This window comes from Dactylosporangium sp. CA-233914 (genome assembly GCF_050942935.1).
Taxonomy (GTDB): domain Bacteria; phylum Actinomycetota; class Actinomycetes; order Mycobacteriales; family Micromonosporaceae; genus Dactylosporangium.
Window position 1 is genome coordinate 6,150,345 of sequence record NZ_CP192030.1, and the last position, 25,816, is coordinate 6,176,160.

Sequence of the window (25,816 nt, forward strand, 5' to 3'; positions counted from 1 at the left end):
AAGTGCCACCAGCCCGGTCAGATCCGCCGGAGGGCCGCGCCCAGCGCCGTCTGCAGCGCTGGAAACGGGCCCACGGGCCGGCGTACGAGACGATGCTGCGCACCGTCCCCGGCGGCGAGCCCGCGCTGCTGGCCCTGCTCGGCGAGCCCGAGGCGCGCCCGCCCGCGTCGGCGCGGTGCCGCCGTGGTGGCGGGACTTCGCCGCCGATGCCACCGGCGCCGGCGGCGGCACCCCGGACGGGCCCGCCAAGTCGTACTGGCTGCGCGGCTTCTCCCGCGTCACCGCCCCGTTCGCCCGCGAAGCCGCCGCCGAGCTCGCCCGCCGCGTCCCGGGCGCGTCCGCCGCCGTGGTGACCGCCTTCGCCGCCGACCTCGCCGGCGACCTGGTCTCCCTCGCCGCCCGGGTCCTCGTGCTGGAGCTCAACGTCGCCCGCGTCCGCGGCGACCTGCGCGGGCAGGACGGCCCCGAGCGCTTCTGGTCGTTCATCGAGGCGGTCAACGCCCCGGCCGGGCGCCGGGCGCTCTTCGACGAGTACCCGGTGCTGGCCCGCCTGCTCGCCCAGCGCGCCGGCCGCGCCGTCGCGACCGCCGCCGAGTTCTTCGAACGCTGGCACGCCGACCGCGCCCTGCTGGCGGTGGGCGGGGAGGTCGCCGCCGTCCGCTTCGGCCACGGCGACCTGCACCAGGGCGGCCGCTCGGTCGCCGTCGCCGAGCTGTCCACCGGCGAGCGCATCGTCTACAAGCCGCGCCCGCAGGCCGTCCACGCCGCCTTCAACACCCTGCTGGAGTGGCTCAACGCGACCGTCGCGGGCCTGGACCTGCGCACCCTGCGCGTCGTGGACCGCGGCACCCACGGCTGGGTCGAGTTCGCCGAGCGCGCCGACTGCGCCGGCCCTGCCGACTTCGACCGGTACTACCGCCGCCTCGGCGCCCTCATGGCCGTGCTGCACGCCACCGACGCCGCCGACATCCACTTCGAGAACCTCATCGCCGCCGGCGACCAGCCCGTCGTCGTCGACCTCGAAACCCTGTTCCACCAGCGCCTGCCGGTCCCCGCCGGCCGCCTCGACGCCGACGATCCGGCCGCGCGCGTCCTGGACGCCTCCGTCGTGCGCCTCGGCGTGCTGCCCATCCTGGTGCGCGGCGCGGAGGGCACGGTCGACTTCGGCGCGCTCGGCGGCGACCCGGCCGCCAGTCTGCCGTTCGCCTCGGCGACCTGGCAGGACGACGGCACCGACACGATGCGCGTCGTGCGGCGGACCGTCGAGTTCCCCGGCGGCCAGAACCGCCCCTCGGCCGGGGGTTCGGTCGCCAACCCGCTGCTGCACCTGCCCGCGCTCATCGCCGGTTTCCGGGAGTCGTACCGCGCGATCGAGGGCAACCGCGCCGGGTTCACGGCCCGGCTGGAGTCCTTCGCCGCCGTCGAGGTCCGGATGGTCCTGCGGCCGACCCAGACGTACAGCACCCTGCTCAGCGAGGGCAACCACCCCGACGTGCTGCGCGACGCCCTCGACTTCGACCGGCACCTGGGCCTGCTGTGGGCCGACTGCGAGCAGCAGCCGGCCCTCGCCGCGATCGTCCCGCACGAGCTGGCCGACCTGTGGGCCGGCGACGTGCCACTGTTCACCACCCGGCCCGGCTCCCGCGACCTGTGGACCTCCCGCGGCGAACGCCTGCCGTCCGTGTTCGACGCCGGCGGCCTGGACGCCGCCCGCGCGAAGGTCGCCGCCTTCGGCGACACCGACCGCCGCCGCCAGGAGTGGATCATCGAGGCGGCGATGGTGACCCGCCCCGACGCGGTCGCGCTCGGCGGCCCGCCACTGTCCACGGTGGACGCTTCGGCGGTACCGCCGGAAGGCGCCTACCTCGCCGCGGCCCGCACCATCGCCGACCGCCTGGCGGAGCTGGCCATCGAGGGACCGGGCGAGCGGGTCAACTGGCTCGGCCTGGCCCCGTCCGGCGAGACCGGCTGGCAGGTCCGGGCGCTGGGCTGGGACCTGTACTCGGGCGTCGCCGGCGTCGCCGTCTTCCTCGACACCGCCGGCCGCCTGACCGGGACCGCGTCCTACCGTGAGCTCGCGGCCCGGGCCGTGCTCCCGGTGCCGCGGCTGCTCGACGAGCTCGGCCGCCGCACGTTCACCGGCAGCGGGCTCACCGGCCTGCCCGGCCTCGCCTACGCCCTGCTGCACCTCGGCCGGCTCGACGACGCCGAGCGGGCCGTGGCCCTGTGCGGGCCCCTGGTCGACGCCGACGACGCCGACGACATCCTCGCCGGGCGGGCCGGAGCCATCGCCGCGCTGCTCGCGATCGGCTCCGACGAGGCGCTGGCAATCGCCCGCCGCTGCGGCGAACGGCTGCTGGAGTCGGCGAAGTCCATTGCGGACACCCTCGCCTGGTCCACACTGGACGGCGCGGCGCTGACCGGCTTCTCGCACGGCGCGGCCGGCATCGGCTGGGCCCTGATCCGCCTCGGCGACGCGGTCGGCGACGAGCGCTTCGTCGCGGCCGGGCTGGCGGCGTTGCGGTACGAGCGCTCCCTCTTCCAACCGTCCGCGGGGGACTGGCCCGACCTGCGCGACGGCGCCGCGGCCATCGGCCCGATGACCGCGTGGTGCCACGGCGCCGCCGGCATCGGCCTCGCCCGCGCCGGCGTCCTGCCGATCGTCGACGACCCCGGGCTGCGCGACGACCTGGCCGCCGCCCTCGCCCGGACCGTCAGCCACGGCTTCGGCCACAACCACTGCCTGTGCCACGGCGACCTCGGCAACGCCGAACTGCTGCTCGCCACCCGCGACCCCCGCCGCGACGACGTCGGCCGGGCCGTCCTGGCCCGGCTCGGCGAGCACGGCCCGCGCTGCGGCACTCCGCTGGAGGTCGAGAGCCCGGGCCTGATGACGGGCCTGGCCGGCATCGGCCACGGCCTGCTGAGGCTGGCAGCGCCCGACCGGACCGCGGCGCTGCTGCTGGTACAACCCCCCGCGCACCCGGCTTGAGAGGAGCCCCGCATGATCGGCACCATCGACGAGATCCGCGCCTGGAAGGACGAGGACTACCGCGAGGAGCTCGGCCTGGACCTGGCCGACCACCCGGCGGGCAAGATCGACCTGTCCCCGATCACCCCGGACGCCAACCAGTACCCGACGCTGTCCTTCGACGCGCTGTGCCTGAGCATCATCCAGAACTGCTTCACCAGCTGGCCGTACATCTGCACGACGGTCAACTGCTACAGCACCCTGGCCGAGTCAACGAACTGACCGCGTCCGGGCCGGGCCGCGACCCGGCCCGGCCCGGCGTTCAGGACGCGATCGTGTACGGGTCGCCGTACACCTTCCACGACAGCGGGGTGTTCAGGTCCAGGTTGCCCGCCCGGAGGAACACCCGCTGGGCGGTGTCGACCCGGCTGGTGTCGCTGTGGGCCTCCTCGGTTTTCATCGCCGCGACGCGGGCGTCGAGGAAGGCGTTGAGGTAGGTGGTTTCGTCGCCGCCTTGGGCGGGGGTTTTGGCTTTGGTCATGGCGGCGTTGCGGATGCCGCCGAAGCTGGCGGGGTCGGTGCCGGGGCCGTGCATGACGATGGCGTCGTAGTAGATGAACTGGCCCAGGGCGCGCAGGCCGTCGGTTTTGGCCTGGTTGACGGCGGGGTTGAAGTAGACGCGGTCGCGTTCGTCGTTCTGGGTCTGTTGGAAGGCGGGGTCGGTGGCGGCGGTGCGCCAGTCGTTGGTGAAGGTGGGGTCGAGGCCGGTGTGGGAGGCGCTGCCGTTGACGTTGCGTAGTGCGGGCAGGTATTTGGCCAGGGCGTTGCCGGGTGCTCGCTGGGTGTAGCGTTCGACGAGTTCGAGCATGTCGCCGGTGCCGGAGCAGAAGCCGATGATCCCGGCGGTATAGCCGCGGCCGTCGCCGATGTCCTCGATGTACTGGTACTGCGCCTTCCAGTCCAGGCTGGAGTTCTCCGCCGAGGACACCAGCCGCATGGCGACGTCCTTCTTGGCCGGATCGTTCAAATCCGGGCCGGGCGTCGCTTTGACGGGCGTCGACTCGGCGGCCCTGTGCCCGAACACCTCCAGCTCGCCGAGCGCGAGCCCGGCCGAGCCGCGCGGGGTCGCCGTCAGCCGGACGTACCGCCCGGTCGCATTGAGCCCGGCGGTCGCGGCGATCGGGGTCCAGGCGGTCCCGTCGGCCGAGATCTCGACCCGGTACGCCGACGGGCGCGCGGACCCCCACGTCAGCCGGACCCGGCTCACGAGGTTCGCGGCGCCGAGGTCGACCCGCAGCCACTGCGCGGCTCGCCCCTTGACCGTCCACCGCGTCGAGGTCTTGCCGTCGAAGGCCTTCGCGGCCACCCCGGCCGACGCCGTCGCCGGCCGGCCCTTCGAGATCACGGTGTCGGCCGCGTACGCGCTCGGCACCCCGAGGACCGATCCGGCCGCCACCACCGTCACCGCCGCCGCCAGTACGAAGGTCGTTCGCCGTGCCGCCATGCCATCGCCGCCCATCCGTGTCGGGAACCTGGTCGGGGTGAGCATCGGCACACCGGGCCCGGAGTCTGATGCCGGCAACCGTCCAGCAAGCGGGCTGCACCCGGCCGGTAGCCTGTGGCCGTGTCGATGCACGAGATCGAGGACCTGGTCCACCTGTCGGTGCTGGCGCTGGACGCCCACCACGCCGAGGACGACGACCGGCTGCGGGACTGGTTCCCGGTGCTGTACGACTTCCAGCGCGGCTACGACTGCTCGCACACCATGGGCCGCGTCGAGGACATCCTGCTGCGCCGCCGGCACACGTACCGCTTCCCGATCGCCGAACACCCCGACTACGCCTCGCGCCGGGAGGAGTTCGACGACCTGACCGAGTTCACCGAGCTCGGCGAGTACGACGAGGAGGAGCCCGGCGAGGGCGTCGACGAGGGCTACGTGGACCCGCCCTGGCTCTACTGCGAGGCCGGCACGGCGCTGTGGCGGCGCATGGTCGACGCCGGGCGGCTGACGGGCGCGGATGCCGTACCCCCGCGGAAGGTCGCGCTCATCGACGTCGTCGTCGCCGTGGCGGAGGCGGCCGAGCAGGACGGCGACGCCGAGCTGATCGCCGGCTGGCACGGCATGGGGTATTCGGCCCTGCTCGGCGACTCCGTCCTCGACGTCCACGACCTCGAGAACCACCCGGCGGTGGCGCGGCTGCGGCGCGTCATGGACCGCAGCGGCGCGTGGGCGGTGGAGCTGCCCGACGGCTACCGGCCCACGGACGACGAGCTCGACGCGCTGGGCGACGAGCTCGAGTCCTGGTGGTATCGAAGCCCCGCGTAGCGGGCTGCTTCGGCGCAGAGCGACGGCAGACCGCACTCCAGCCCGTTCCGCGCGACCCGCTCACACCCCCAGCTGCTGAAGATCCACCCGGACCGACCGGACGAGCGTATCCAGGGCCTCCGCCGGTCCGGTGCTGGGTCGGGTGTTGCCGGATTGACTGATGTGGCTGTATGGCTTTCCTTCATATTCTGGCTCGGTGACCGATCTGAGCGTCGGCACGGTGGACCCGGGTGAGGGGGGAGTGGGTCGGATGAAGGGCGGCGAACGCGCGGATACCAGGCCGTTGTTGCTCGCCTGCCTGGGCGTCTTCGGGTTCGGGCTGGTCTGGACGGCGCTGTTCGCCGCCGGGCTGCCCGCGCCGCGGGTGATCATGTGGCTGACCGTGCCCGCTACCAGTGTCCTCGCCGGGCTCACCACGCTGCGCGTGGCGCGGACGCCGGGGCTGCCGCGGGCCGCGCGGCGGTTCTGGGCGCACATCGCCGTCGTCGAGGTGCTGGTGCTGGTCGGCGCGTCGCTCATGACCGCCGGGACGTTCGGGCAGTGGTCGAGCCGGCCGCTGGTGTTCGTCGCGTCCGCGGTGCCGCTGCTGTCGCTGGCTCTGCTCGTCGTCATGTGGGCGCTGCTGCGGCTGCCGGTCGGGCACCGCAGCCGCAGCGAATGGATCCGGCTCACGCTCGACGGGGCCACCGTCACGGCCGGGGCGGCGCTGTTCCTGTGGCACTTCGTGCTGCGGCCGCTGGTGCAGAGGCACACGGACGTGCCCAAGTTTCTGGGCATGCTGTTCATCTCGCTGCTGTGCCTGCTCGCCCTGGTCGCCGTCATGAAGGTGGTGCTGGTCGGCAGCGGGCCGGTGTCGAGCGGATCGCTGCGGCTCCTGGCGCTGACGATCCTCATCGGCGTGTTCGCCTCGGCCGGCGCGCCGATCACGAACCAGCCGCGGTGGGTTGGGCTGCAGCCCATCAGCATCATCGTCAACATGCTCGTCGTGTCCTGGGCCGCCCACGTCCAGCGGCGCCGGCCCGATGAGCCGGCCCCGGCGCAGGAGGCGGAGGCGCGGCGGAATCGTCACTTCTCGATCCTGCCGTACCTCGCGGTCGGCGCCACCGCCCTGCTGCTCGCGGTCGAGAGCTTCCGCGCCGGGCGCGGCGGCACCGACATCGCGCCCGTCGCCTGCGGCGTCATCTTCATCACCGGCATCGTCGTGGCCCGGCAGCTGGTGGCGCTGCGTGACAACGCGCACCTGCTGGACTCGGTCAGCCGCCACGAGCAGCAACTGCAGCACCAGGCGACCCACGACGCGCTCACGGGCCTGGCCAACCGGACCGGCTTCGCCGCGCTCGTCGGGGAGATCCTCGCCCGGGAGGACTGCGCCGCGGTACTGCTCATCGACCTCGACGACTTCAAGGAGGTCAACGACACCCTCGGCCACGCCGTCGGCGACGACGTGCTCGTGGCGGTCGCCGAGCGACTGCGGGCCGCGGTGCGCGCCAGTGACGTGGTGGCGCGCCTCGGCGGGGACGAGTTCGCGGTACTGCTGCGGCACGCCCCCGCCGGTGACGCCGACCGGGCCGCCGAGCGGATGCTGTCGCTGCTGGCCCCGCCGGTGCAGGCGGCCGGCCACCACCTGCTCGTGCACGCCAGCATCGGCGTCGCGCCCGCCCACCCGGGCGACGATCTGGGGACGCTGCTGCGCAAGGCGGACATCGCGATGTACGCGGCGAAGGACCGTGGCAAGGGCAGCGCCGTCGAGTACACCCCGGACCTGGCCGCCCGCATCCAGGCGCATGCCGAGCTGGCCGCGGACCTGCGCGACGCGATCGGCACGGAGCGGCTGTTCCTGCGCTACCAGCCGATCATGAACCTCGCGACCGGCGCCGTCTTCGGCGTCGAGACCCTGATGCGCTTCGACCATCCCACCCGCGGCCCGGTCTCGCCGGCTGAGTTCATCCCCGTCGCCGAGCAGTCCGGCATGATCGTGCCCCTGGGCCGCTGGGCGCTGCACGAGACGTGCCGCCAGGCCGCGGCGTGGCTGCAGCGCTTCGGCCCCGACTCCCTGCGCTCGATCGCGGTCAACGTCGCCGGCCGCCAGCTGCAGGACCCCGGGTTTGTCGACGATGTTCGCGCCGCCCTGGCCGCGTCCGCCCTGCCTGCGGCCCGTCTCCTCGTCGAGGTCACCGAGACCGCGGTCCTCAACGACGGCCAGGCGATCGCGACGCTGCACGAGCTGCGCGCGCTGGGCGTGCGCATCGCCCTGGACGACTTCGGCACGGCGGCGTCGTCGCTGGGCCTGCTGGTGACGTGCCCGGTGACCACGCTGAAGCTCGACCGCAGCTTCGTCGCCGAGATCACCGCGGGCGGCCGCCCGGCCGCGGTGGCGCAGGCGGTTATCGCGATGGCCAGGACGCTGGAGCTGCAGGCGGTCGCGGAGGGCATCGAGACCGAGGCCCAGGCCGAGGCGCTGCGCCGCCAGGGGTACGAGCTGGGCCAGGGCTTCCTCTACGCCCGCCCCCTCGCAGCCGGGGACCTCGAGCAGCTGCTCGGCGAGTCCGCGCTGTCGTATCGGTGAAGGCTCAGATCACCAGGCGGACCGTGAAGCCGTCCGGGCCGCGGTTGAGGCGCACGTAGCTGCAGAGCTGGTGTGCGATCCACAGGCCGAACCCGGCCGAGCTCTCGCTGGCCGCGGGCAGGAGTCCCGCGAACGGGTCCTTCGGGCCCGGTCCGGTGTCCTCGACGGTCACGACGATCCGCCCGGACGTCGTCCAGACCCGGGTGCGCACGGCGGGCCGCCCGTAGCGGTACGCGTTCGCCACGATCTCGCTCACCGCGAGCGTCATGTCGTCCAGTGCCGCCGCGCCCACGCACCCGGCGCTCACGGCGCGCACGATCCGCCGGGCCTCGTCGGGCGCCGCGCCCACCAGGTCGGCGGCGGGGTCGGTGGCCTGGATCGGGTCGGGAACGTCGGGCCGGTCGGAGAGCAGGAACTCCTCCGGCGGGGTGTACTGCGGGTTCGTCACATGCCGCCCGGACGGCCGGGCGGTGCGCGGGTGGGTGCGCAGCACGTCGGCGAGCATCGGGGCCGGCGTGGTCCGGGTGTCGTACGCGCACATGCTCCACAGCGGAAACTCGTCGTACGCGTGGTTGATGGCGGACTCGTAGCGCGCCCACCAGTCCCACGTCGGCCCGAAGGCGGACGGCGACAGCTCGCCGACGATGCGGATCTGCCCGGCGCCGGCGCTCACGTGCCGGGCCAGCAACTCGCGATACGAGCGGATCGCCCCCGCCGGCCGCGTGTAGACCGAGCCGCCGGGCAGGAAGGTCACCGGGCAGCCGGCGGGCAGGGCGGCGTGCACCAGGGCGGCGTTGCGCTCGCCGAACGAGACCAGGGTCGGCTCGCCGGCCGCGGCCCCGCCGAGCAGGAACGGCACCACGACGTCCAGCAGGTGCTGGTCGGAGTCGTAGCAGACCGCCTCGTGGAAGTATCCGGTGTGCCCGGCCGCCGCGCCCGTCCTCACCGCGTCGCCTCGATCCGGACCCGGGACAGGCCCAGCAGCTCGGCCAGGCAGGCCGCGGTGCCCAGCGCCGTGCGCAGCACCACGACGGTGTCGTGCTCCTCGGCGTAATGCTGCAGGTGCAGCAGGGCGCGGTGGTCGATGAAGCGGAGGTCGTCCGCGCCGATCACGATCCGCCCGTCCTGCGGCGGCGGCTGCACGCGGCGCAGCGCCGCGGGGAAGAAGGGCTCGGCGGCCATGTCGAGCTCGCCGGTCAGGCACGGCGGGTCGCCGTGCAGGGCGAAGTGGATGCCGGCGGCGTTCGTCGCGGGGTGCAGGCAGGCCAGCTCGCCAACGGCGAAGTCGCCGAGCTCGGGGCGGTGCAGGGCGCAGACCGCCCGCATCGGCGAGGTCGCGATGTAGGGCTCGACGAGGGCCTCGTATCGCGCGAACGCCTCCAGGCCCTCGGCGGTGCGCACCAGCGGCGTGCACTCGGCCACGACCCGCAGCCCGGCGTAGCCGTCCGCGAGGGCCTCGCCGGTGGCCGCGGCATACGCGGCGACCTGGGCGCGCGGGTCGGCGACGACGCCGGACGGGTACGCGATCTCCAGCGGCACGAACCGCACCGCCCCCGGGTCGTGCCGGGCCGCGTCGGCCAGCCAGCCGGCCAGTTCGCCGGGGCCGCCGGCCGCGGCGAACCAGACGCGCTCCCCGGCGGCGAGTCCGGCGCCGAGGTAGTCTCGCGCGCAGGCGTGCAGCTCCGCCGGATCGTCGTACGACCAGCAGACATGCCGCTGTGAAACCGGGGAGGTCACGCACGAAGCGTAACCCCGGTTGCGTGAACCGCGCCCGGTTGGGTAGCCGGGGCCGCATGAAGATCGGTCTGATCGGTGCGGGTCACATCGGCTCGACGCTCGCCCATTTGTGCACCGCGGCCGGCGACGACGTGGTCATCGCCAACTCGCGTGGCCCCGAGACGCTGCACGAGCTGGAGCTGGATCTCGACGGGCACGCGCGGGCCGGAACCGTCGAGCAGGCCGCGCGCTTCGGCGACATCGTGGTCGTCGCCGTGCCGTTCGGTCACTACCAGGACCTGCCCGCCGCGCCCCTGGACGGCAAGACGGTGATCGACGCCTGTAACTACTACCCGCAGCGCGACGGCCACGTGGCGGACCTGGACGACGACCGCGTCACCAGCAGCGAGCTGATGCAGCGCCATCTCGCCGGCGCGCACGTGGTCAAGGCGTTCAACGCGATGCGCTGGGACCACCTGCGCGAGTACGGGCACTCGTCCGGGGCGTACCTGCGCTACGGCATCCCGGTCTCCGCCGACGACCAGGACGCGAAGCGGCAGGTGTTCGACCTGGTCGAGCAGCTGGGCTACGAGCCGGTCGACGCCGGCAACCTGGCCGAGGGCGGTCGCAAGCACCAGCCCGGCACGCAGGTGTACACCGCCGACCTGTGGGCCGACGACCTGCGCGACCGCATCGGCGTCGAAGCCTGACGTGCCGCATCACCCCACGCCTGGTTCCCAGGCTCCTCCCAGCGTGCCTGGTCAGCGGTCGCTGAGCTCGCCCGTCTCCGCGGCGGCCGGGCTCGTCATGCCCCCGGTCGTCGCGTCGCCGGTGGTCGCCGGCGCGGCGCCCGGCTGCACCCGGCGGTGGTGCCGGGCGCTGCCCGGCCCGCCCGGCCCCGCGTGGGAACCGGTCGTCGTGCGCAGGCCCTCCGAGGTCGTGGGCCCGCCGTTGCGCAGGATCTCCGCCTCGGCCGCGGCGTCGGCGGGGTCCCTGGCCACGGCGCCGGTCGGTTCACCGGCGCCGCGGCGCAGCACCTCCCGCGCCGGGTCGGACGGGTCGGTCACTTCGTCGAACGCGCCTGGCCCGTAGTTGCCGTGGCCGAGCTCTTCCTCGACCCTGGCCCGCGCATCGCGGTCGTGCGTGTCCATCAGAGCCTCCGGTGCGTCGATCGTCTCCTTGTGGCGCTACCCGAGGCGGTTGCCCGGAAACACCGTCCGCCGCCGGCATCGCGCCGCCGTGCCCTCAGGTGCGGCTCGCGGGCACAGTGGGTGGGCCGGGACGGCGCCGGTCAACTGGTTGTGGGCGCGGGCGTCGGCATGCTGGTCGGGCTGCCGGTCCCGGGCGAGCCCATGCCCGGGCTCTGCATGTCGTGCAGCAGCACGATCCGCGCCGTGTACCTCGCGTTGCCGCCGATGCCCTGGATCACGCCGCCGATGAAGACCTTTGATCCCTGGCTGACCGCGGCGGGCTGCAGGCTGTTGCGCATCGACAGCACCTTGAGGTGGTCGCTGGTCTGCCAGGTCTTGGTGTACCCGTCCGACGAGCGCACCGTCACGGTCGAGCCGGTGATCTGGCTGACCGTGCCGTGCTGGATCGCGACGTGGACCGGGCCCTTCGTCGTCTGCACGATGCCCTCGCCGTGCAGGACGTCGGGCATTCCGTGCATCTCGGTGCCGCTCGGCGGCATCGGGCTGGTCTGCGTCTGCCCCGGCCCGGAGGTGCCACCGGGCGGTGTCGGCGACGGCTGGGCCGCGGCCGCAACAGGTGCTCCGATCGCCAGGGCGACGGTGGTCGCCGCCGCCGCCAGTACCATTCGCACGCGGTGCATGATGATCCCCCTTCGGGTTGCCTCAACGCCACCCAGTACCGGTGAGCCGCGGGGATCAAACAGAAAACCGAAAGAACCCCCCTTTGCCAACGAAGCCCCACAAAGCCGCACGTCGACGGGCTACCGCGCACCCGCGGGGCAGCCCGGCGTCGTTTGAGCGTGGACGCGCCGGGCACTGAGTGCTTACAGACCCCGTTGGAGGGAGGGCTGTCATGTCAGCGCGTCAGGACCTGCCGGGCACGCCCAAGCGGTCGCCCAGGAAGGCAAAAGATACGCACGCCGAGGCACACGACGAGCGGCACACCGTCGAGGCGCTGCTCGAGCAGCAGGGCCGGACGTACGCCGAGGAGGCCGGGATCAGGCTCACCGACAAGCCCGGCCCGCTGTACCAGTTGCTGGTCCTCGCGACGCTGCTCAGCGCCCGGATCTCGGCCGGCGCCGGGGTCGCCGCGGCGAAGGAGTTGTTCGCCGCCGGCTACCGCTCGCCGCGCGCGATGGGCGAGGCGAGCTGGCAGGATCGCGTCGACGCGCTCGACCGCGGCCAGTACCGCCGCTACGACGAGAGCGCCGCCACCGCGCTCGGCGACGCCGCCGAGCGGTGCCGGCAGCGCTGGGGCGGCGACCTGCGCCGCCTGCACCGCGAGGCGGGCGGCGACCCGGCCACGGCCAGGCGCCTGCTCACCGAGTTCCCGGGGGTCGGCCCGACCGGCGCCGACATCTTCCTGCGCGAGGCCCAGGCGGTCTGGTCCGACATCGCGCCGTACGCCGACCGCAAGGTCACCGACGGCGCCGAGCGGCTCAACCTGCCCGCCGCCCCCGACGACCTCGCCGCGCTGGTCCCGGCGGAGGAGCTGCCGCGGCTGTCGGCGGCGCTGGTGCGGGTCGGCCGCGACCGCAAGGCCGCCGACGCCGTCCTCGCCGCGTAGGGCGGCGGGCGCAGCGCCCTGAATCCGCGCGCCTGCCGCCGGCGGGTCGTTTGCCGCCGACGAGCCCGGGTAGCCCCCGCCGATGATCGGAGCGCGCGTGCCCCGGCGCGAGGACGAGCGCCTGGTCCGGGGCGCCGGGCGGTTCGTGTCCGACCTGCGGTTCCCCGGCTGCGCCGACGCGGTGTTCGTGCGCAGCGGCGTCGCCCACGGGACCCTCGCCGGGGTGGAGCTGGACGCCGCCCGCCGGGCCCCGGGCGTCGTGGCCGCCTGGTCGGCCGCCGACCTGCCGTTCCTGCCCGAGGTACCGCCGATGCTGGACGCCGCGTCCGCGCGGGGGCGGCCCTGGCCGGCGCTGGCAACCGGCCGGGTGCGCTACGCCGGCGAGCCGCTCGCGGTGGTGGTGGCCGAGAACCGGTACGCGGCCGAGGACGGCCGGGACCTGGCCCGGGCCCGCATCGAGGCGTTGCCGGTCGTGCTCGACGCGACCGAGGCGGCCGGCAACGGCGTGCGGCTGTTCCCCGGGGCCGGCAACGTGGCGAGCGAGCGGGAGTTCGGCGAGCCGGTCGGCGAGGCGGTCTGGCGGGACGCGGCGGTCGTCGTGGAGGCCCGCTACCGCCAGCAGCTGCTGTCGCACACGTCCCTGGAGCCGCGGGCGATCCTCGTCAGCCCTCAGCCCGGCGGCGGCCTGCGGGTGTGGGTGTCCCACCAGGCGCCGCACCGGCTGCGCCGCGACCTCGCCACGGCCTTCGGCCTGCCGCAGGAGCAGATCCGGGTGAGCGTGCCGGACGTGGGCGGGGCGTTCGGCGGCAAAAGCGAGACGTGGCCGGAGTACCTCGTCGTGGTCGCGGCGGCCCGCCGGCTCGGGCGGCCGGTGCGCTGGGTGGAGGACCGGGCCGAGGCGCTGACCGCCGGGCCGCACGGCCGCGGCCAGAACCAGCGGGTCCGCATGGCCGCCGCGGCCGACGGGCGGATCCTCGCCTACGAGCTGCACATCGACGCCGACGTGGGCGGATACCCGCACGCCGGCGCGTTCGTGCCGATGGCGACGTCGATGATGGCCGGCGGCGCGTACGCGATCCCGCACGTCCACGTGCGCACCCGCGCGGTCGTGACCAACACCGCCCCGACGTGCCCCTACCGCGGTGCCGGGCGGCCCGAGGCGGCCGCGGCCATCGAACGCACCGTGGACACCGTCGCGGCCCGGCTGGGCATCGACCCGGCCGAGCTGCGCCGGCGCAACTTCATCGCGCCGGCGGACTTCCCGTATCGCACGCCGACCGGCTTCACCTACGACAGCGGCGACTACGCCACGGCGCTCGAGGTCGCCCTCCACGAGGTCGGCTACGCCGGCTGGCGCCGCGAGCAGGCGCGCCGCCGCGGCAGCGGGGAGGCGCCGATCGGGATCGGCCTGTGCACGTACGTCGAGCGCGCGGGCGTCGGGGAGGAGTTCGGCTCCGTGCAGGCCCGCCCCGACGGCACGTTCGTGGCGCGGTCCGGCTGCTGCTCGACCGGGCAGGGGCACGAGACGTCGTTCCCGCAGGTCGTCGCCGGCGTGCTGGGCGTGGACGCGGATCTGGTCCGGCTCGTGGAGGGCGACACGGCGCTGGTGCCGCAGGGCATCGGCTCGTTCGCCAGCCGCTCGATGCAGACCGGGGGCGCCGCGCTGTACCGGGCCGCCGAGAAGCTCATCGACGCGGCGAAGCGGCGCGTGGCCGAGGCCGGCGGGGTCGCGGCCGACGCGGTGGAGTACCGGGCCGGCACGCTCAGCGCCGGGGCGCGGAGCATCACCATGGCCGAGCTGGCCGCGACGGACCGGCTCTACGCGCAGGAGATTCTCGCCCCGCCGGAGTCGTTCCCGTTCGGCGCGTACGCGGCCGTGGTCGAGATCGACCCGGACCTGGGCATCGTCGGCGTGCTCAGGCTGGTCGCGGTGGACGACTGCGGCGTGGTGGTGAACCCGCTCATCGTCGAGGGGCAGGGGTACGGCTCCATCGTGCAGGGCATCGGCCAGGCCCTCTACGAGGAGGCCCGCTACGACGCCGGCGGCCGCCCCGCCGCGGACAGCCTGCTCGACTACCTCCTGCCGACCGTGTCGGAGCTGCCGCCGCTGGGCCTGGCCGCGACGGCGACCCCGAACCCGAACACGCCGCTGGGCGCCAAGGGCGCCGGTGAGGCGGGCTGCATCGGCGCGCCGCCGGCGATCGTCAACGCCGTCGCCGACGCGCTGCGCCCGTCCGGCCGCGCCGCGCCGCAGATGCCGCTCACGCCGTACGCCTGCTGGAAGGCCGTCCGATGAAACCCGCGCCGTTCGACTATCTCGCCGCGCGCAGCGCCGGCGAGGCGGTGGCCGCGCTCGCCGACGGCGGCGCGCAGGTGCTCGCCGGCGGCCAGAGCCTCGTGCTGGAGATGAACTACCGCCGGGCCCGGCCCCGCCGGCTGGTCGACATCAACCGGATCGCCGGCCTCGACCGGCTGGAGGCGGCGGACGGCACGCTGCGCGTGGGTCCGCTCGTGCGGCACCGGGCCTTCGAGTCCCAGGCGGTGCCCGGCCCGCTGGGGGCGCTGCTGCGCCGGGTGGCGCGGCACATCGCCCACCCGCCGATCCGGGCCCGCGGGACCATGCTCGGCAGCCTCGCGTTCGCCCACCCGGCCGCCGAGTGGCCGGCCGTCGTCACCGCCCTGGGCGGGCGGATCGACCTCGTGGCCCGCGGCAGGCGACGCACGGTCGCGGCCGAGGAGTTCTTCACCGGGCCGTTCGCGACGCTACGCCGCCCCGACGAACTGCTCGCCGAGGTACGGCTGCCGCTGCTGCCGCCCGGGTGCCGGGTCGGCTTCGCCGAGCTGCGCCGCACCCACGCCAGCTTCGCGCAGCTCGCCGTGGCGGCCGCGGTCACCCTGTCCGGCGACCGGGTCGCGGCGGCCTCGCTCGGCCTGGTCAACGCCGCCGACCGGCCGGTGCGGGCCCGCGCCGCCGAGCGCGTGCTGATCGGCCGCCCGCTCGACGACGCGGCCATCGCCGAGGCGGCGGGGGTCGCCGCCGGGCAGGACGCCGACCCCCGCCCCGAGCCGTACGCCGACGCCGGCTACCTGCGCCACGCCGTCGCGGTGCTGACCCGCCGCGCGCTGGGCCAGGCCCGGGACGGAGGCTGACCGCGTGCGCGTCTCGCTGAGCGTCAACGACCGCCGGTACGACATCGACGTCGAGGCCCGCCGCACCCTCGCCGACGCGCTGCGCGAGGACTGCGGCCTGACCGGGACCCACCTCGCCTGCGAGCACGGCGTGTGCGGCGCCTGCACGGTGCTCGTCGACGGCGACGCGGTCCGCTCGTGCCTGATGTTCGCCGTGCAGTGCGAGGGCGCGCGGGTCCGCACCGTCGAGGGCCTCGCCGCCCCCGACGGCACCGCGCATCCCCTGCAGGCCGCGTTCTCGGCCGAGCACGCGCTGCAGTGCGGCTTCTGCACCCCCGGCTTCCTGATGCTGGCCGCGGGCGCGATCGAGGCGGATCCGGGCATCGCCGAGGACCCCGAGCGGCTGCGGGAGCTGCTCACCTCGAACCTGTGCCGCTGTACCGGGTACGAGGCCATCCGCCGTGCCGTGGTCGCCGCCGCCCGGCAGCAGCGCGCCGGCTGATCAGCCCGGCCAGGTCCAGCCGGCGATGTCGGGCGCGTCCTCGCCCCGCTCGCGGGTGTACGTGCGGGCACGCAGCCGGGCATCCACCATCTCCTGGCGCAGCGCCGCCGCCCGGACCGCCAGCCCCGGCACCCGGTCGATCACGTCGATGACGAGCCGGAACCGGTCGAGGTTGTTGAGCATCACCATGTCGAACGGCGTCGTGGTGGTGCCGTTCTCCTGATAGCCGTGCACATGCATCTGCTCGTGGTTGCCGCGCGCGTAGGTGAGCCGGTGCACGAGCCACGGGTAGCCGTGGAATGCGAAGACGACCGGCCGGTCCGCGGTGAACAGGGCGTCGAACTCCCGGTCCGGCAGCCCGTGCGGATGGCGCGTCTCCGGCAGCAGGCGCATCAGGTCCACGACGTTGACGACCCGCACCCGCAGCGCGGGCAGCCGATCGCGCAGGATCGCGGCCGCCGCGAGGACCTCCAGCGTCGGGATGTCGCCGGCGCAGGCGAGTACGACATCGGGCTCTGTGTCGGCGACCCCGGCCGGCTCGGTCCCGGCCCAGGCCCAGATGCCCAGGCCGCGGGCGCAGTGCAGGGCGGCCTGCTCGGTGTCGAGGTACGACAGCGCGGGCTGCTTGCCGGCGACCACGACGTTGACGTAGTGGCGGCTGCGCAGGCAGTGGTCGTAGGTGCACAGCAGGGTGTTGGCGTCCGGCGGCAGGTAGACCCGCACCACCTGGGGCTTCTTGTTCAGCACGACGTCGAGGAAGCCCGGGTCCTGGTGGGTGAAGCCGTTGTGGTCCTGACGCCACACGTGCGAGGAGAGCAGGTAGTTCAGCGACGCCAGCGGGCGGCGCCACGGGATCTGCGCGCTCGACTCGAGCCACTTGGCGTGCTGGTTCAGCATCGAGTCGACGATGTGGATGAACGCCTCATAGCAGGTGAACAGCCCGTGGCGGCCGGTCAGCAGGTACCCCTCCAGGACCCCCTGGCAGACGTGCTCGGAGAGCATCTCGATCACCCGGCCGGCCGGGTCGAGGTGGTCGTCGCCGGGCTCGACGGCCGCGCCCCACCGGCGGCCGGTCACCGCGAGCACGTCGTCCAGCCGGTTGCTGGCCAGCTCGTCGGGGGCCGTGACGAGAAACGACGACGGGTTCGCCGACACCACGTCGCGCAGCCAGCGGCCGAGGACCCGCATCGCCTCGTGGGCGATCTTGCCCGGGCCCGGCACCGGCTGGGCGTAGCGCCGCCAGTCCGGCAGCTCCAGGTCCTTGCGCAGCCGCCCGCCGTTGGTGTGCGGGTTGGCGCTCATCCGCCGGTCGCCGGGCGGGTTGAGCGCGAGCAACGCCTCGACCGGGCGGCCCCGCGCGTCGAAGAGCTCCTCGGGCCGGTAGGAGCGCATCCACCGCTGCAGGGCCTCGAGGTGGGCGGGGTTGCTGCGCACGCCGGGCAGGGGAACCTGGTGGGCGCGGAAGGTGCCCTCCACCGGCTGCCCGTCGACCTCGACCGGGCCGGTCCAGCCCTTGGGGGTGCGCAGGACCACCATGGGCCAGCGCACCGGGCGGGGCGCGCCGCCCCCGCCGCGGGCGGCCGAGCGGATCCCGGCGATCGTGTCGGCCGCGCCGTCGAAGGCGGCGGCGAGCTGCTGATGCACGCCGGCCGGGTCGTCGCCGCGGACCACGAGCGGGTCGTAGCCGTATCCGCGCAGCAGCGCGACCAGGTCGTCCTCGGGGATGCGGGCCAGCAGCGCCGGGTTCGCGATCTTGTACCCGTTGAGGTGCAGCACCGGCAGGACCGCGCCGTCGCGGGCCGGGTCCAGCAGCTTGCCGACGTGCCAGCTGGTGGCCAGCGGCCCGGTCTCCGCCTCGCCGTCGCCGACGACGCAGAACGCGAGCAGGTCCGGGTTGTCCAGCACCGCTCCGAACGCGTGCAGCAGCGAGTACCCCAGCTCCCCGCCCTCGTGGAAGGAGCCGGGCGTCTCCGGCGCGGCATGGCTGGGCACACCGCCGGGGAAGGAGAACTGCCGGAAGAAGCGCCGCATCCCCTCCGCGTCACGGGTGATGTGGCTGTACAGCTCGCTGTACGTGCCTTCCAGCCAGGCCGCCGCGTTCGGGCCCGGCCCGCCGTGCCCGGGGCCGGTGACGAACACCGCGTCGAGGTCGCGCTCGCGCACCAGCCGGGTCGCGTGCGCCCACACCAGGTTGAGTCCCGGGGTGGTACCCCAGTGACCCAGGAGGCGCGGCTTGACGTGCTCGGCGCGCAGCGGCTCGCGTAGCAGCGGGTTGTCGAGCAGGTAGATCTGCCCGACCGCCAGGTAGTTGGCCGCCCGCCACCAGGCGTCGATCCGCTCCAGCCGCTCCCGGTCCAGCACACCGGGGGCGTCGCCGAGCGGACGATCCCGCGTGGCGACCGTGGTCACATCCGTCATGGTGACCGCGCTACCCGCTGCGGCACCGCGTATAACGTTCCGCTCGGCATCCCGACCCTGCACGTGCAACCTGGCGGTGCGCTACCTCGCACAGGGGACCGGTATGCTTCGCGCGGCCGTTCGCGGGGGTGCCCGCGCAGCGGAGAGGCGACCGCCGGGTTGGCTGGAGTGGGATGGTCTACAGCTTTTGGTTCATCGTCGGCGTGTTCCTCGCCAACGGCATCGGCTGCGTGCTCACCGTGTTCTGCCTGGTCCGGATGACCGACCGGCGCCGCTCGAACGCCAACCGGGCCGTCCTGGTGGCCGGCGCGGCCTGGGGGATCATCGAGGCGGCCCGCGACGACGCGCTGTTCGTCGTCGCCACCGCCGTGCACCTGCGCGACGACCGGGTGCGCTTCTTTCTCGCCCCCGGGCTGGTCCTGACCGTCGTGTCGATGCTGATCGCGGTCGCGGTCCTCGGGCTCGCCGCGGCCAACCCGACGGCGCCGCGGAAGATCGGCGCCGGCGTGACCGTCGGGCTGCTGACGGCCGGGATGATCGTGCAGTCGACGCTGTCGGGCCGCACCGGCTTCGCGCTGTCGATCGATGCCCCGCGCGCCGCGGCGATCGCGGTCGGCTTCGCCGCCGTCGCCGCGGTGTCGGTGTGGCTGGCGACCGGCGCGACCGCGCGCTGGGCGATGGCCACACCGATCATGGTGCTGGCGGCGTGCCTGACGTTGGCGCAGTACCTCATCGCCGGCGAGGTGACGACGGACCCGACGGCCGCGGTCGACGACGAATCCGGCCTGGGCGCGATCCAGCTGATCTTCTTCTCGGCGGTGACACTCGGCGTCCGCGCGATCGCGCTGACCGTCCTCAGCATGACCGACGAGGGCCGCGTCGACGACGACCGCGACCCTGGCGCGATCCGCCACGCCGACGCCCGCTTTTGACGCCCACACCCCGCCCCGGCCGGCCGCGTCCAGAGCAGATCGCGGAGCCGGCCGGGCGGGAAGGTCAGGACGGGCGGCGGTGCTCGGGGAGCTGGTTGAGCCACAGCGCCAGGGCTCGCGCGGACTCCTGGTCGAAGGCCGTCCGGGCGCGGCGGGCCGGATCCGTGCCGCCGGCCGCGGTCAGCCGCGTGATGCGCAGGCGGGTCGCGGCGAGGCTGTTGCTCAGGAACTCCTCGAAGGTGGCCGGGCTGGCAGCGTCGACGGCGAGCATGCCGCGCACGTACAGATCCTCGCTCTGCATGTCCGGGCCGACCTCGCACAGCCAGGCGGCCTGCCGGGCGCGGCCGGCCGGGGTCAGCCGGCACGACAGGCGGTTGCCGCTGCCGCGCTGGGCCGTGGCCGGCGCCTCGACGCGCAGCAGGCCGGCGCGCTCCAGCCGGGTGACGCTGTTCATGACCCGGCTCAGGTCGACGCGGCGGGTGTCGCCGAAGATTTCGCGGTGGCGGTGCCATATCTCGTACGCGCTGCTGGGACCAGCCGCCAGCAGCGCCAGGACGACATCGTCCAGGACCACCGTCATCGTGCCTCCGCCAGCTTCTACAACCGTGTAGAAGTTAGCAGGGTGGTCAATCCTCGTCGGGGTGCTCCCGCAGCAGGTCGCGCAGCAGGCGCTCGTCGTGCTCGTCGAGGCTGCTGACGAACCGGCGCAGCACCGAGGCGCGGTCCGGCCCGGCGGCCAGCAGGCGGCTGATGCGGCCGGCGACCAGGCCGGCGGGGTCGCTCAGCGCGCCGTAGCGGAACGCGCGCCCGTCCCGCTCGCGGGTGACGGCGCCGCGGGCGTGCAGGCGGGTGAGCGTGGTGACCACGGCGCTGTAGGACAGGGGGCCGCCCGGGTCGACGCGGTCGCGGACCTCGCCCGGGGTCAGCGGGGCGGCGGCGGCACCGAGTACCGTCAGGATCTCGGCCTCGAGCTGGCCGGGGCGGCGCCTTGGCTGGGGTCGGCTCACCGTCAGACTGTATCGACCGTCGCGATGCGGAGGTGGGGTCGGTGTTCGATCATTTCGTCTGTTCCGTCGTTGTCGTACCGCCGCTGATGGTGTTCGTGGCCCGGCTGCTGGCCGACCGGCTGGCGCCCTCGATCGCGGCCCGGGCCGTGGCGTGGTCGGCCGCGGTGGCCGCGGTGGCGAGCACGATCAGCCTCGCGGTGTTCGCGGCCAAGGCCGTGGCCGAGGAGCCGTCCGTGGGCCGGGCGCTGGGCTGGTCCGCCGCCGTCGTCGCCCGCGACACGGCGTCCGAGCCGTGGGTGTCCTCCCTGAGCGCGGCGCTGCTGGTGGCCGCCGTCGCCTCGGTGGCGTACCGATGGTGGCGGCAGCGGCGGATCCTCGGCCTGCTCCCGGCCGGCGGCCCCGACCTGGTCGTCATCGTGCCCGACCCGGCCGCAGGCGCGTTCGCGGTGCCCGGGCGCCCCGGCCACGTGGTCGTCACCACGGGGATGCGGGACCTGCTCAGCGACCGGCAGTTCGAGGCCCTGCTGGCCCACGAGCGCGCCCACCTCGCCGATGGCCACCACCGCCTGGTCCGCGTCACCGAGCTCGCCGTCGCCGCGCACCCGGCCCTGTGGTGGGTCGGCCGCCACGTCGACTACCTGGTCGAGCGGGCCGCCGACGAGCGCGCGGCGGCCGTGCTGGGCAACCGACGCATCGTCGCCCACGCCATCGGCACCGCGGCCCTGTCCGGCCGCGCCACGCCGCGCCCGGCGGCCCTGCACGCCGCGGCCGGCGTCGTCCTGCGCCGGGTGAGCCGCCTGCTGAGCCCCGGCCCGCACGCGGTCCCGGCGGTCCTGGCCGTGCTACCGCCGGCCCTTGCCGCCTTCTCCGTGATCTGGACCGGCGAGGGCCTGCTGGACCTCATCGAGCTGCTGCAGGCCGCTGCCCGGTGACCTGCTTCCCGGCGTGTCCTGGCCGCTTGCTGGTGGCGGCATCATTGCTCGTGGGACCGGAGGATGTCGCGAACCCGTTCGATGTGGTGGGCGACGCAGCGGCGGGCCGCTTCCTCGTCGCCCGCAGCGATCGCGTCGAGGATCGCGTGGTGTTCCTCGGCGGAGCGCCGGACCTGGCCGTCGTGCTCGAAGCCGGCCCGGCGGGCCGGGGTCAGGTGCTGGTGCAGTTCGCCGAGCAGGTCGATGAGCAGCGCGCTGCGGCTGGCGTCGGCGATGGATAGGTGGAAGGCGATGTCGAGCTCCGCGAGCCGGTCGAGGTCCGGCTCGGCCTGCTCCGTCTCCGCCACGAACCCGGCGTGTGCCGCGCGGATCGCTTCGATGTATCGAGGGTCGTGCCGCCGGGCGGCCTCACGGGCGGCAACCTCGTCGAGGGCACCCCGCACGACAAGCATCTCGAGCACTTCGCTGCGGTGTGCCCCGAGCCAGTCGATGAGGTCGAGGGTGGGGCGCCGGCTCGGTTCGATGACGTAGCAGCCGTTGCCGTGACGCACCTCGACGAGGCCGACGGCCTCCAGCGAGCGGATGCCCTCGCGGACACTCACCCGGCTGACCCCGAGCATCTCGGTCAGTTCCCGCTCAGTGGGCAGTTTGCTGCCGACCGGGTAGGTGCCCCGGCGGATGGCCGCGGCCAGTTGGTCGCGGACGTGGTCAGCGCGGGATCGTGGCGTCAGCCGGGTGAAGGGGGCCGGGCCGGTCATCGCGGGTCGCCTCCCGTGCGCTCGATCATATGGCGGATGCCGCCCCACTGGCTGGCGCCGACGGTGACCGGTGCCCGGCGGCCGAGCCCGCGCGCCCAGACAGCGTTGTGGCCCAGCTCGCGGGCGGCGGCGAGGTCGACGCCGCCGGGTGGGGCAGCGAGATCCATCACGAGGGCCCGGGGGGCGAGCCGGGCGAGGGTGTGGGGGCCGACGACAGGAGCGGGCACGGTGGAGAAGAGCATCGGCGCGTCCTCGGTGACGGTGTCCAGTTGGTCCAGCGGGGCCGCGTCGAGGTGGGCGGCGCGCGCCGCGGCCCGCTGTACGGGGTTGCGCGCGACCACCGTGACGCGGGCTCCGAGTGCGGCGAGTGTGACCGCTAGCCGCGCACCGATGTTACCGAAGCCCACCACGACGGCGCGGTTGGCATCGATGGTGAACCGGGTCGCCTCGACGGCCGCCCGGATCGCGCCCTCCACGATGGCAGGAGTACGCAGCAGCATGAGCTCCTGGTTCTGCTCGTACTCGTAGAGGGTGGCACCGCCGGCCGCCGCTGCCGTGCGTAGCCTGTCGTCGGCGGCGCCGAGGATGACCAGTCGCGGCGCACGCATCGACTTCAACACATGTACATCGATGTGGATCGGCTGGGCCGCGGCCGGCGCGTAGATCGAGCCGTCCTGCGACATGCCGGGGATGGGCAGCAGGAGATGGGTGGCGTCGGCGATCGCGGCGGCGAGGGTCCCCGCGGGGGCGACCCCGTCGATCGGGGCGTCGGGCTCGGGGATGCCGAACGTGCGTACCGTCGCGCCGGTTCGCGCGGCGAGGCGGCTGATCTCCTGCTCCCGCTCGTCGCCGCCGACGACGGCGATCACGAGGTCCTGCCAGTTCATGGTGTTCCTTCCGTCACGAGGCCGCGGAGGGCGTCAGGCTCGTCGGGGTACAGCCCGAGGCGGGCGAGGGTGAGACCGTCGCGGGTGGCCGTCCCGCCGAGCGCGGTGTCGGCCAGGGTGAGCAGCGCGGAGGCGGTGGGGGCGGCGACACCCGCGATCCTGGCCAGTTCCAGGAAGGGAACGACGCCGTACGGGAAGTCCTCGCGGTAGTAGCGGTGGGTGAGCGAGCCGGGTCCGCGGATGGTGGCGTTGGCGGCACCCGTCGCGACGGCGACACGGAGGGTCTCGACGTCCGGGCGGCCGGCGGGCACGGTGTCGACGGTGCCGATCGCGTGCATCTCGGCCACGAGTGGGTCGAGGTCGTGGCCGTAAGCGCGGGCGACGGCGAGGCGTTCCTCGTCGAGTGCGTGCATGACGGCAGCGACCGCCGGCGTGGTCGCCTCCGCGTAGTACCGGAAGTCGCCGCCGGTGGCTTCCACCCAGGCGGCGGCGAGGACAGCGGCGGGCGGATGCAGGACGAGGTTGACGTTGGCGAGGCTGGTGGCGAGCACGTCGGGCTCCGGCGCGGCGGCCGGCCAGAGGTCACGGGCGTGGGCGAGCGCCCGCTGGTCCGGGCCGAACGCGGCGGCCCGGACCCGCCCGGCGCGTCCGGTGACATGGACGGTGCCGTCTGCGTCCTTGCGCGCCACGTAGGTGAGGGTCGAGAACTCGGCGATGGGCGGCGGACTCGTGCTGGCGGCCCGGTAGCGGGCGGCGACATGTGCGGCGCCCAGCGTATGGCCCGGGTTGAGCACGAGGGGAATGTCCGCGCCGGCCGCGACGAGATCGTCGGCGAGCGCCTCGTGGGCGAGCGCCGGCAGGCAGACCACGGCGACGTCGGCGGTATCAAGGGCGACGGCGAGGTCGGTGGTGACGGTGACGACCCGGGTCAGCCCGGCCCCGAGCACTCCACGGGCCCGCACCCCGCCAGCTGCCAGGTGCGGGGCGAGCGTAGCGGCGCCGCGGTTCCAGAGCCGCACGGTGTGCCCGGCAGCGACGAGTTCGACGGCGGCAGCGCAGCCGCCCGCCCCAGCACCCAGGATCGCGACCGTGCTCACGCCGTCACCGATTGTTCGGTGTACCGGCGCAGTCGCTCCTCGTCAACGGTGACGCCGAGGCCCGGCCCGGTCGGGCAGAGCAACGTGCCGTCGCGGTACGTGATCGGTTCGGCGATGACGTCGTCCAGGTAGTAGACCCCGGCGATACGCGGGCCGGTCTGGCCGGCCACCGAGGGGACGGGACACACGCTGGGCAGCAGCATCCTCGGTGTCGCGACGCCGAGGTGCAGGTTGGCGGCCACGCCGATTCCGAACTCGATGGAGCCACCGATATCGTGGTACATCCCCAGGTCCGCGGCGATCTCGGCCTGCCGGCGGGCCTGGAAGAGACCACCCGGCTTGGTGACGTAGCAACTGAACGACTCCGCGGCCCCCCTGCGGTGGAGTTCGAGGATGTCGTGGGTGGTCCACGCGGACTCGTCGGCCATGACAGGGGCCGTGATGGCGCGGGCCACCGCCGCGAGGGCGTCCGCGCCGGCGACGGGCTGCTCGCACAGCAGCAGGTCATACTCCTCCTGGCGGCGGGTGACGCGGATGGCCTCGGCGACGGTGGCGTATCCCTCGTTGCCGTCGACCCGGATCTCCACGTTCGGCCCGACGAGCCGACGGAGTTCGCGCATGATCTCGACGTCGCGTTCACCGTCGACCCCGGTCTTGATCTTGAAAGCGGTGATCCCCTCCGCGACCGCCTCCTCGGCCTCGGCGAGAGCCTCCTCGATCGGCATGATCCCGAGCGAGTGGGTGATCCGCAGGCCATCGCGGTGTTTCCCGCCCAGGAGGACGTGCACGGGCACCCCCATCGCCTTGCCGGCGATGTCGTGGCAAGCGATGTCAATGACCGCCTTCGCGTACGGGCTGCCCTTGACGACGGCGTCCATCCGGGCGTGCACCACACCCAGCTGCCGCGGGTCGGCCCCCCGCACCGCCTCGATCAGATACTCACGGACCAGCAACGCCACCGTCTCGGGCGTCTCCCCGCCGTAGCGCATCTGCGACCCGCCCCAGGTTGGGATGGCCGGGGACTCGCCCCAGCCGCTGATTCCCTCGTCAGTGTCGACGCGAACGATGGCGTGGCGCCCGATCCGCCGGCGGGTGTTGCCCGCCCAGACGTGGGCGCGCCGCAGGGGAGGCGTGACGATGAAGATCTCACAGCCGGTGATCCGCATGATGGTTCCTTCGCCGGAGGTGGACGCAAAGACGGGGACGGGTCGGGGACCTCAGGTGCCGGCGGCGTCGCCGAACACCTCGATCTTGTTGCCATCCGGGTCGAGCAGGTACAGGCTGAGGCCGTACCCGCTCGGCTCAGGACCGTGCACGATCGAGACCCCCCGCTGCGCCGCGCGCTCGGCGATCGTGCGGATGTTGCGGGCGCGGAAGGCGATATGTTCGACGACGGATTCCCCGTCCGGCCGGCCTTCGGTGAGCCCGAGTCCCTGCTCGGTCACGATGAGCGGCCGGCCGTCGCGGAAGAGTTCACGCTTGCGGACGGTGAGCCCGAGGAAGTCGAGGTAGAACGCCTCAGCCCGGCGCAGGTCCCGCACCTGCAGCAGCAGGTGGCCCAAGCCGAACAGCAGCGGGGGCTTCTCGCTGTTGAGCGTCGGGTGGGTGGCCGGCATGTCGAGCGCGAGGACCCCGGCCCGGGCCCAGGACTCGCGCGGATAGTCGTCGATCGCGACGTGCAGATGCTCGGCGTTGGCGCCGGCGTGCTCGACCATCGCGTCGGTGATCGCCTTGACGAGCCGGCGCTTCTGCTCGGGCGTGCGCCCTTCCCAGAGCTTGACGTTGACGAACGGCATCGTGGATCCCTTCAGCCGGTTG

Annotated in this window: 24 protein-coding genes; 11 read left to right on the forward strand and 13 right to left on the reverse strand. The window is 74.2% G+C overall.

What is annotated here, in order from left to right; genetic code table 11:
• The first annotated feature begins 175 nt into the window (after nucleotides 1-175).
• On the forward strand, nucleotides 176-2,992 hold the full coding sequence (locus ACQPY0_RS27410) for a type 2 lanthipeptide synthetase LanM family protein (RefSeq protein ID WP_432994161.1): 2,817 nt from the start codon (nucleotides 176-178) through the stop codon (nucleotides 2,990-2,992).
• A gap of 12 nt (nucleotides 2,993-3,004) precedes the next feature.
• Nucleotides 3,005-3,253, forward strand: a complete 249-nt coding sequence (locus ACQPY0_RS27415) for a mersacidin/lichenicidin family type 2 lantibiotic (protein WP_432994163.1) — start codon at nucleotides 3,005-3,007, stop codon at nucleotides 3,251-3,253.
• Nucleotides 3,254-3,293: 40 nt separating this feature from the next.
• On the opposite strand, the gene ACQPY0_RS27420 is transcribed toward ACQPY0_RS27415, so the two are convergent.
• Nucleotides 3,294-4,475, reverse strand: a complete 1,182-nt coding sequence (locus ACQPY0_RS27420) for a chitosanase (protein ID WP_432994165.1) — start codon at nucleotides 4,473-4,475, stop codon at nucleotides 3,294-3,296.
• A gap of 120 nt (nucleotides 4,476-4,595) precedes the next feature.
• Between ACQPY0_RS27420 and ACQPY0_RS27425 the strand changes: the two genes are divergently transcribed.
• Entirely contained in the window at nucleotides 4,596-5,297 is a 702-nt protein-coding gene (locus ACQPY0_RS27425; protein WP_432994167.1) for a hypothetical protein, read from the forward strand.
• Nucleotides 5,298-5,493: 196 nt separating this feature from the next.
• The gene (locus ACQPY0_RS27430) at nucleotides 5,494-7,863 is read left to right on the forward strand and encodes a putative bifunctional diguanylate cyclase/phosphodiesterase (protein WP_432994169.1); all 2,370 of its coding nucleotides are present in this window, start codon (nucleotides 5,494-5,496) and stop codon (nucleotides 7,861-7,863) included.
• A 4-nt stretch (nucleotides 7,864-7,867) separates the two neighbouring features.
• Here ACQPY0_RS27430 and ACQPY0_RS27435 read toward each other — a convergent pair whose 3' ends face one another.
• Together ACQPY0_RS27435 and ACQPY0_RS27440 are read right to left on the reverse strand one after the other, a co-directional pair.
• The gene (locus ACQPY0_RS27435; RefSeq protein WP_432994171.1) at nucleotides 7,868-8,809 is read right to left on the reverse strand and encodes an anti-sigma factor RsbA family regulatory protein; all 942 of its coding nucleotides are present in this window, start codon (nucleotides 8,807-8,809) and stop codon (nucleotides 7,868-7,870) included.
• Nucleotides 8,806-9,600 (reverse strand): MEDS domain-containing protein, encoded by a 795-nt coding sequence (locus ACQPY0_RS27440; RefSeq protein WP_432994173.1) that lies wholly within the window; start codon nucleotides 9,598-9,600, stop codon nucleotides 8,806-8,808. Before ACQPY0_RS27440 ends, ACQPY0_RS27435 begins: the two co-directional genes overlap by 4 nt.
• A 56-nt stretch (nucleotides 9,601-9,656) precedes the next feature.
• Between ACQPY0_RS27440 and ACQPY0_RS27445 the strand changes: the two genes are divergently transcribed.
• The gene (locus ACQPY0_RS27445; protein WP_432994175.1) at nucleotides 9,657-10,289 is read left to right on the forward strand and encodes an NADPH-dependent F420 reductase; all 633 of its coding nucleotides are present in this window, start codon (nucleotides 9,657-9,659) and stop codon (nucleotides 10,287-10,289) included.
• Between the two features lie 51 nt (nucleotides 10,290-10,340).
• On the opposite strand, the gene ACQPY0_RS27450 is transcribed toward ACQPY0_RS27445, so the two are convergent.
• Together ACQPY0_RS27450 and ACQPY0_RS27455 are read right to left on the reverse strand one after the other, a co-directional pair.
• Entirely contained in the window at nucleotides 10,341-10,730 is a 390-nt protein-coding gene (locus ACQPY0_RS27450; RefSeq protein ID WP_432994177.1) for a hypothetical protein, read from the reverse strand.
• Between the two features lie 140 nt (nucleotides 10,731-10,870).
• The gene (locus ACQPY0_RS27455) at nucleotides 10,871-11,401 is read right to left on the reverse strand and encodes a hypothetical protein (protein ID WP_432994179.1); all 531 of its coding nucleotides are present in this window, start codon (nucleotides 11,399-11,401) and stop codon (nucleotides 10,871-10,873) included.
• A 221-nt stretch (nucleotides 11,402-11,622) separates the two neighbouring features.
• Here ACQPY0_RS27455 and ACQPY0_RS27460 point away from each other — a divergent pair, with 221 nt between their 5' ends.
• The 4 genes from ACQPY0_RS27460 (at nucleotide 11,623) to ACQPY0_RS27475 (ending at nucleotide 15,967) form a co-directional block, all read left to right on the forward strand.
• Nucleotides 11,623-12,336: a hypothetical protein gene (locus tag ACQPY0_RS27460; protein WP_432994181.1), complete on the forward strand. Its 714-nt coding sequence runs from the start codon at nucleotides 11,623-11,625 to the stop codon at nucleotides 12,334-12,336.
• A gap of 82 nt (nucleotides 12,337-12,418) precedes the next feature.
• A complete protein-coding gene (locus ACQPY0_RS27465) occupies nucleotides 12,419-14,632 on the forward strand; it encodes a xanthine dehydrogenase family protein molybdopterin-binding subunit (RefSeq protein WP_432994183.1) in 2,214 nt (737 codons plus the stop codon).
• A complete protein-coding gene (locus ACQPY0_RS27470) occupies nucleotides 14,629-15,486 on the forward strand; it encodes an FAD binding domain-containing protein (RefSeq protein WP_432994185.1) in 858 nt (285 codons plus the stop codon). The genes ACQPY0_RS27465 and ACQPY0_RS27470 overlap by 4 nt, the downstream gene beginning before the upstream one ends.
• Before the next feature lie 4 nt (nucleotides 15,487-15,490).
• Nucleotides 15,491-15,967 carry a (2Fe-2S)-binding protein gene (locus tag ACQPY0_RS27475; protein ID WP_432994187.1) on the forward strand — a complete coding sequence of 159 codons (477 nt, stop codon included), beginning with the start codon at nucleotides 15,491-15,493 and terminating at the stop codon, nucleotides 15,965-15,967.
• Here the strand turns inward: ACQPY0_RS27475 and ACQPY0_RS27480 are convergent, their stop codons facing one another.
• Nucleotides 15,968-18,385 (reverse strand): phosphoketolase family protein, encoded by a 2,418-nt coding sequence (locus ACQPY0_RS27480; protein ID WP_432994189.1) that lies wholly within the window; start codon nucleotides 18,383-18,385, stop codon nucleotides 15,968-15,970. It abuts the gene before it with no gap.
• A 173-nt stretch (nucleotides 18,386-18,558) separates the two neighbouring features.
• Here ACQPY0_RS27480 and ACQPY0_RS27485 point away from each other — a divergent pair, with 173 nt between their 5' ends.
• On the forward strand, nucleotides 18,559-19,317 hold the full coding sequence (locus tag ACQPY0_RS27485) for a hypothetical protein (RefSeq protein ID WP_432994190.1): 759 nt from the start codon (nucleotides 18,559-18,561) through the stop codon (nucleotides 19,315-19,317).
• Between the two features lie 64 nt (nucleotides 19,318-19,381).
• Here ACQPY0_RS27485 and ACQPY0_RS27490 read toward each other — a convergent pair whose 3' ends face one another.
• Nucleotides 19,382-19,897 carry a PadR family transcriptional regulator gene (locus ACQPY0_RS27490; RefSeq protein WP_432994192.1) on the reverse strand — a complete coding sequence of 172 codons (516 nt, stop codon included), beginning with the start codon at nucleotides 19,895-19,897 and terminating at the stop codon, nucleotides 19,382-19,384.
• Between the two features lie 46 nt (nucleotides 19,898-19,943).
• Nucleotides 19,944-20,324 (reverse strand): BlaI/MecI/CopY family transcriptional regulator, encoded by a 381-nt coding sequence (locus tag ACQPY0_RS27495; protein ID WP_432994194.1) that lies wholly within the window; start codon nucleotides 20,322-20,324, stop codon nucleotides 19,944-19,946.
• Nucleotides 20,325-20,365: 41 nt separating this feature from the next.
• On the opposite strand from ACQPY0_RS27495, the gene ACQPY0_RS27500 reads away from it, so the two are divergent.
• Nucleotides 20,366-21,256, forward strand: a complete 891-nt coding sequence (locus ACQPY0_RS27500; RefSeq protein ID WP_432994196.1) for a M48 family metalloprotease — start codon at nucleotides 20,366-20,368, stop codon at nucleotides 21,254-21,256.
• Nucleotides 21,257-21,297: 41 nt separating this feature from the next.
• Here the strand turns inward: ACQPY0_RS27500 and ACQPY0_RS27505 are convergent, their stop codons facing one another.
• From ACQPY0_RS27505 to ACQPY0_RS27525, 5 genes are read right to left on the reverse strand one after another with little or no spacing between them, the layout of a single operon-like run.
• Nucleotides 21,298-22,014, reverse strand: coding sequence for a FadR/GntR family transcriptional regulator (locus tag ACQPY0_RS27505; protein ID WP_432994198.1), 717 nt, complete (start codon nucleotides 22,012-22,014; stop codon nucleotides 21,298-21,300).
• The gene (locus ACQPY0_RS27510; RefSeq protein WP_432994200.1) at nucleotides 22,011-22,901 is read right to left on the reverse strand and encodes a dipicolinate synthase subunit DpsA; all 891 of its coding nucleotides are present in this window, start codon (nucleotides 22,899-22,901) and stop codon (nucleotides 22,011-22,013) included. Before ACQPY0_RS27510 ends, ACQPY0_RS27505 begins: the two co-directional genes overlap by 4 nt.
• On the reverse strand, nucleotides 22,898-23,998 hold the full coding sequence (locus tag ACQPY0_RS27515; RefSeq protein ID WP_432994202.1) for an NAD/NADP octopine/nopaline dehydrogenase family protein: 1,101 nt from the start codon (nucleotides 23,996-23,998) through the stop codon (nucleotides 22,898-22,900). The genes ACQPY0_RS27510 and ACQPY0_RS27515 overlap by 4 nt, the downstream gene beginning before the upstream one ends.
• On the reverse strand, nucleotides 23,995-25,164 hold the full coding sequence (locus ACQPY0_RS27520; protein ID WP_432994204.1) for a mandelate racemase/muconate lactonizing enzyme family protein: 1,170 nt from the start codon (nucleotides 25,162-25,164) through the stop codon (nucleotides 23,995-23,997). Before ACQPY0_RS27520 ends, ACQPY0_RS27515 begins: the two co-directional genes overlap by 4 nt.
• A 51-nt stretch (nucleotides 25,165-25,215) precedes the next feature.
• Entirely contained in the window at nucleotides 25,216-25,794 is a 579-nt protein-coding gene (locus ACQPY0_RS27525; RefSeq protein WP_432994206.1) for a 2-hydroxymuconate tautomerase, read from the reverse strand.
• Between the last annotated feature and the right edge of the window lie 22 nt (nucleotides 25,795-25,816).

What these genes read in the sequence shown, in the direction of transcription:
- ACQPY0_RS27480 (WP_432994189.1), bottom strand. Translation starts at nt 18,385, where the DNA reads ATGACGGATGTGACCACGGTCGCCACGCGGGATCGTCCGCTCGGCGAC.
- ACQPY0_RS27470 (WP_432994185.1), top strand. Translation starts at nt 14,629, where the DNA reads ATGAAACCCGCGCCGTTCGACTATCTCGCCGCGCGCAGCGCCGGCGAG.
- ACQPY0_RS27525 (WP_432994206.1), bottom strand. Translation starts at nt 25,794, where the DNA reads ATGCCGTTCGTCAACGTCAAGCTCTGGGAAGGGCGCACGCCCGAGCAG.
- ACQPY0_RS27445 (WP_432994175.1), top strand. Translation starts at nt 9,657, where the DNA reads ATGAAGATCGGTCTGATCGGTGCGGGTCACATCGGCTCGACGCTCGCC.
- ACQPY0_RS27415 (WP_432994163.1), top strand. Translation starts at nt 3,005, where the DNA reads ATGATCGGCACCATCGACGAGATCCGCGCCTGGAAGGACGAGGACTAC.
- ACQPY0_RS27510 (WP_432994200.1), bottom strand. Translation starts at nt 22,901, where the DNA reads ATGAACTGGCAGGACCTCGTGATCGCCGTCGTCGGCGGCGACGAGCGG.
- ACQPY0_RS27420 (WP_432994165.1), bottom strand. Translation starts at nt 4,475, where the DNA reads ATGGCGGCACGGCGAACGACCTTCGTACTGGCGGCGGCGGTGACGGTG.
- ACQPY0_RS27460 (WP_432994181.1), top strand. Translation starts at nt 11,623, where the DNA reads ATGTCAGCGCGTCAGGACCTGCCGGGCACGCCCAAGCGGTCGCCCAGG.
- ACQPY0_RS27450 (WP_432994177.1), bottom strand. Translation starts at nt 10,730, where the DNA reads ATGGACACGCACGACCGCGATGCGCGGGCCAGGGTCGAGGAAGAGCTC.
- ACQPY0_RS27505 (WP_432994198.1), bottom strand. Translation starts at nt 22,014, where the DNA reads ATGACCGGCCCGGCCCCCTTCACCCGGCTGACGCCACGATCCCGCGCT.
- ACQPY0_RS27490 (WP_432994192.1), bottom strand. Translation starts at nt 19,897, where the DNA reads ATGACGGTGGTCCTGGACGATGTCGTCCTGGCGCTGCTGGCGGCTGGT.
- ACQPY0_RS27520 (WP_432994204.1), bottom strand. Translation starts at nt 25,164, where the DNA reads ATGCGGATCACCGGCTGTGAGATCTTCATCGTCACGCCTCCCCTGCGG.
- ACQPY0_RS27465 (WP_432994183.1), top strand. Translation starts at nt 12,419, where the DNA reads ATGATCGGAGCGCGCGTGCCCCGGCGCGAGGACGAGCGCCTGGTCCGG.
- ACQPY0_RS27485 (WP_432994190.1), top strand. Translation starts at nt 18,559, where the DNA reads ATGGTCTACAGCTTTTGGTTCATCGTCGGCGTGTTCCTCGCCAACGGC.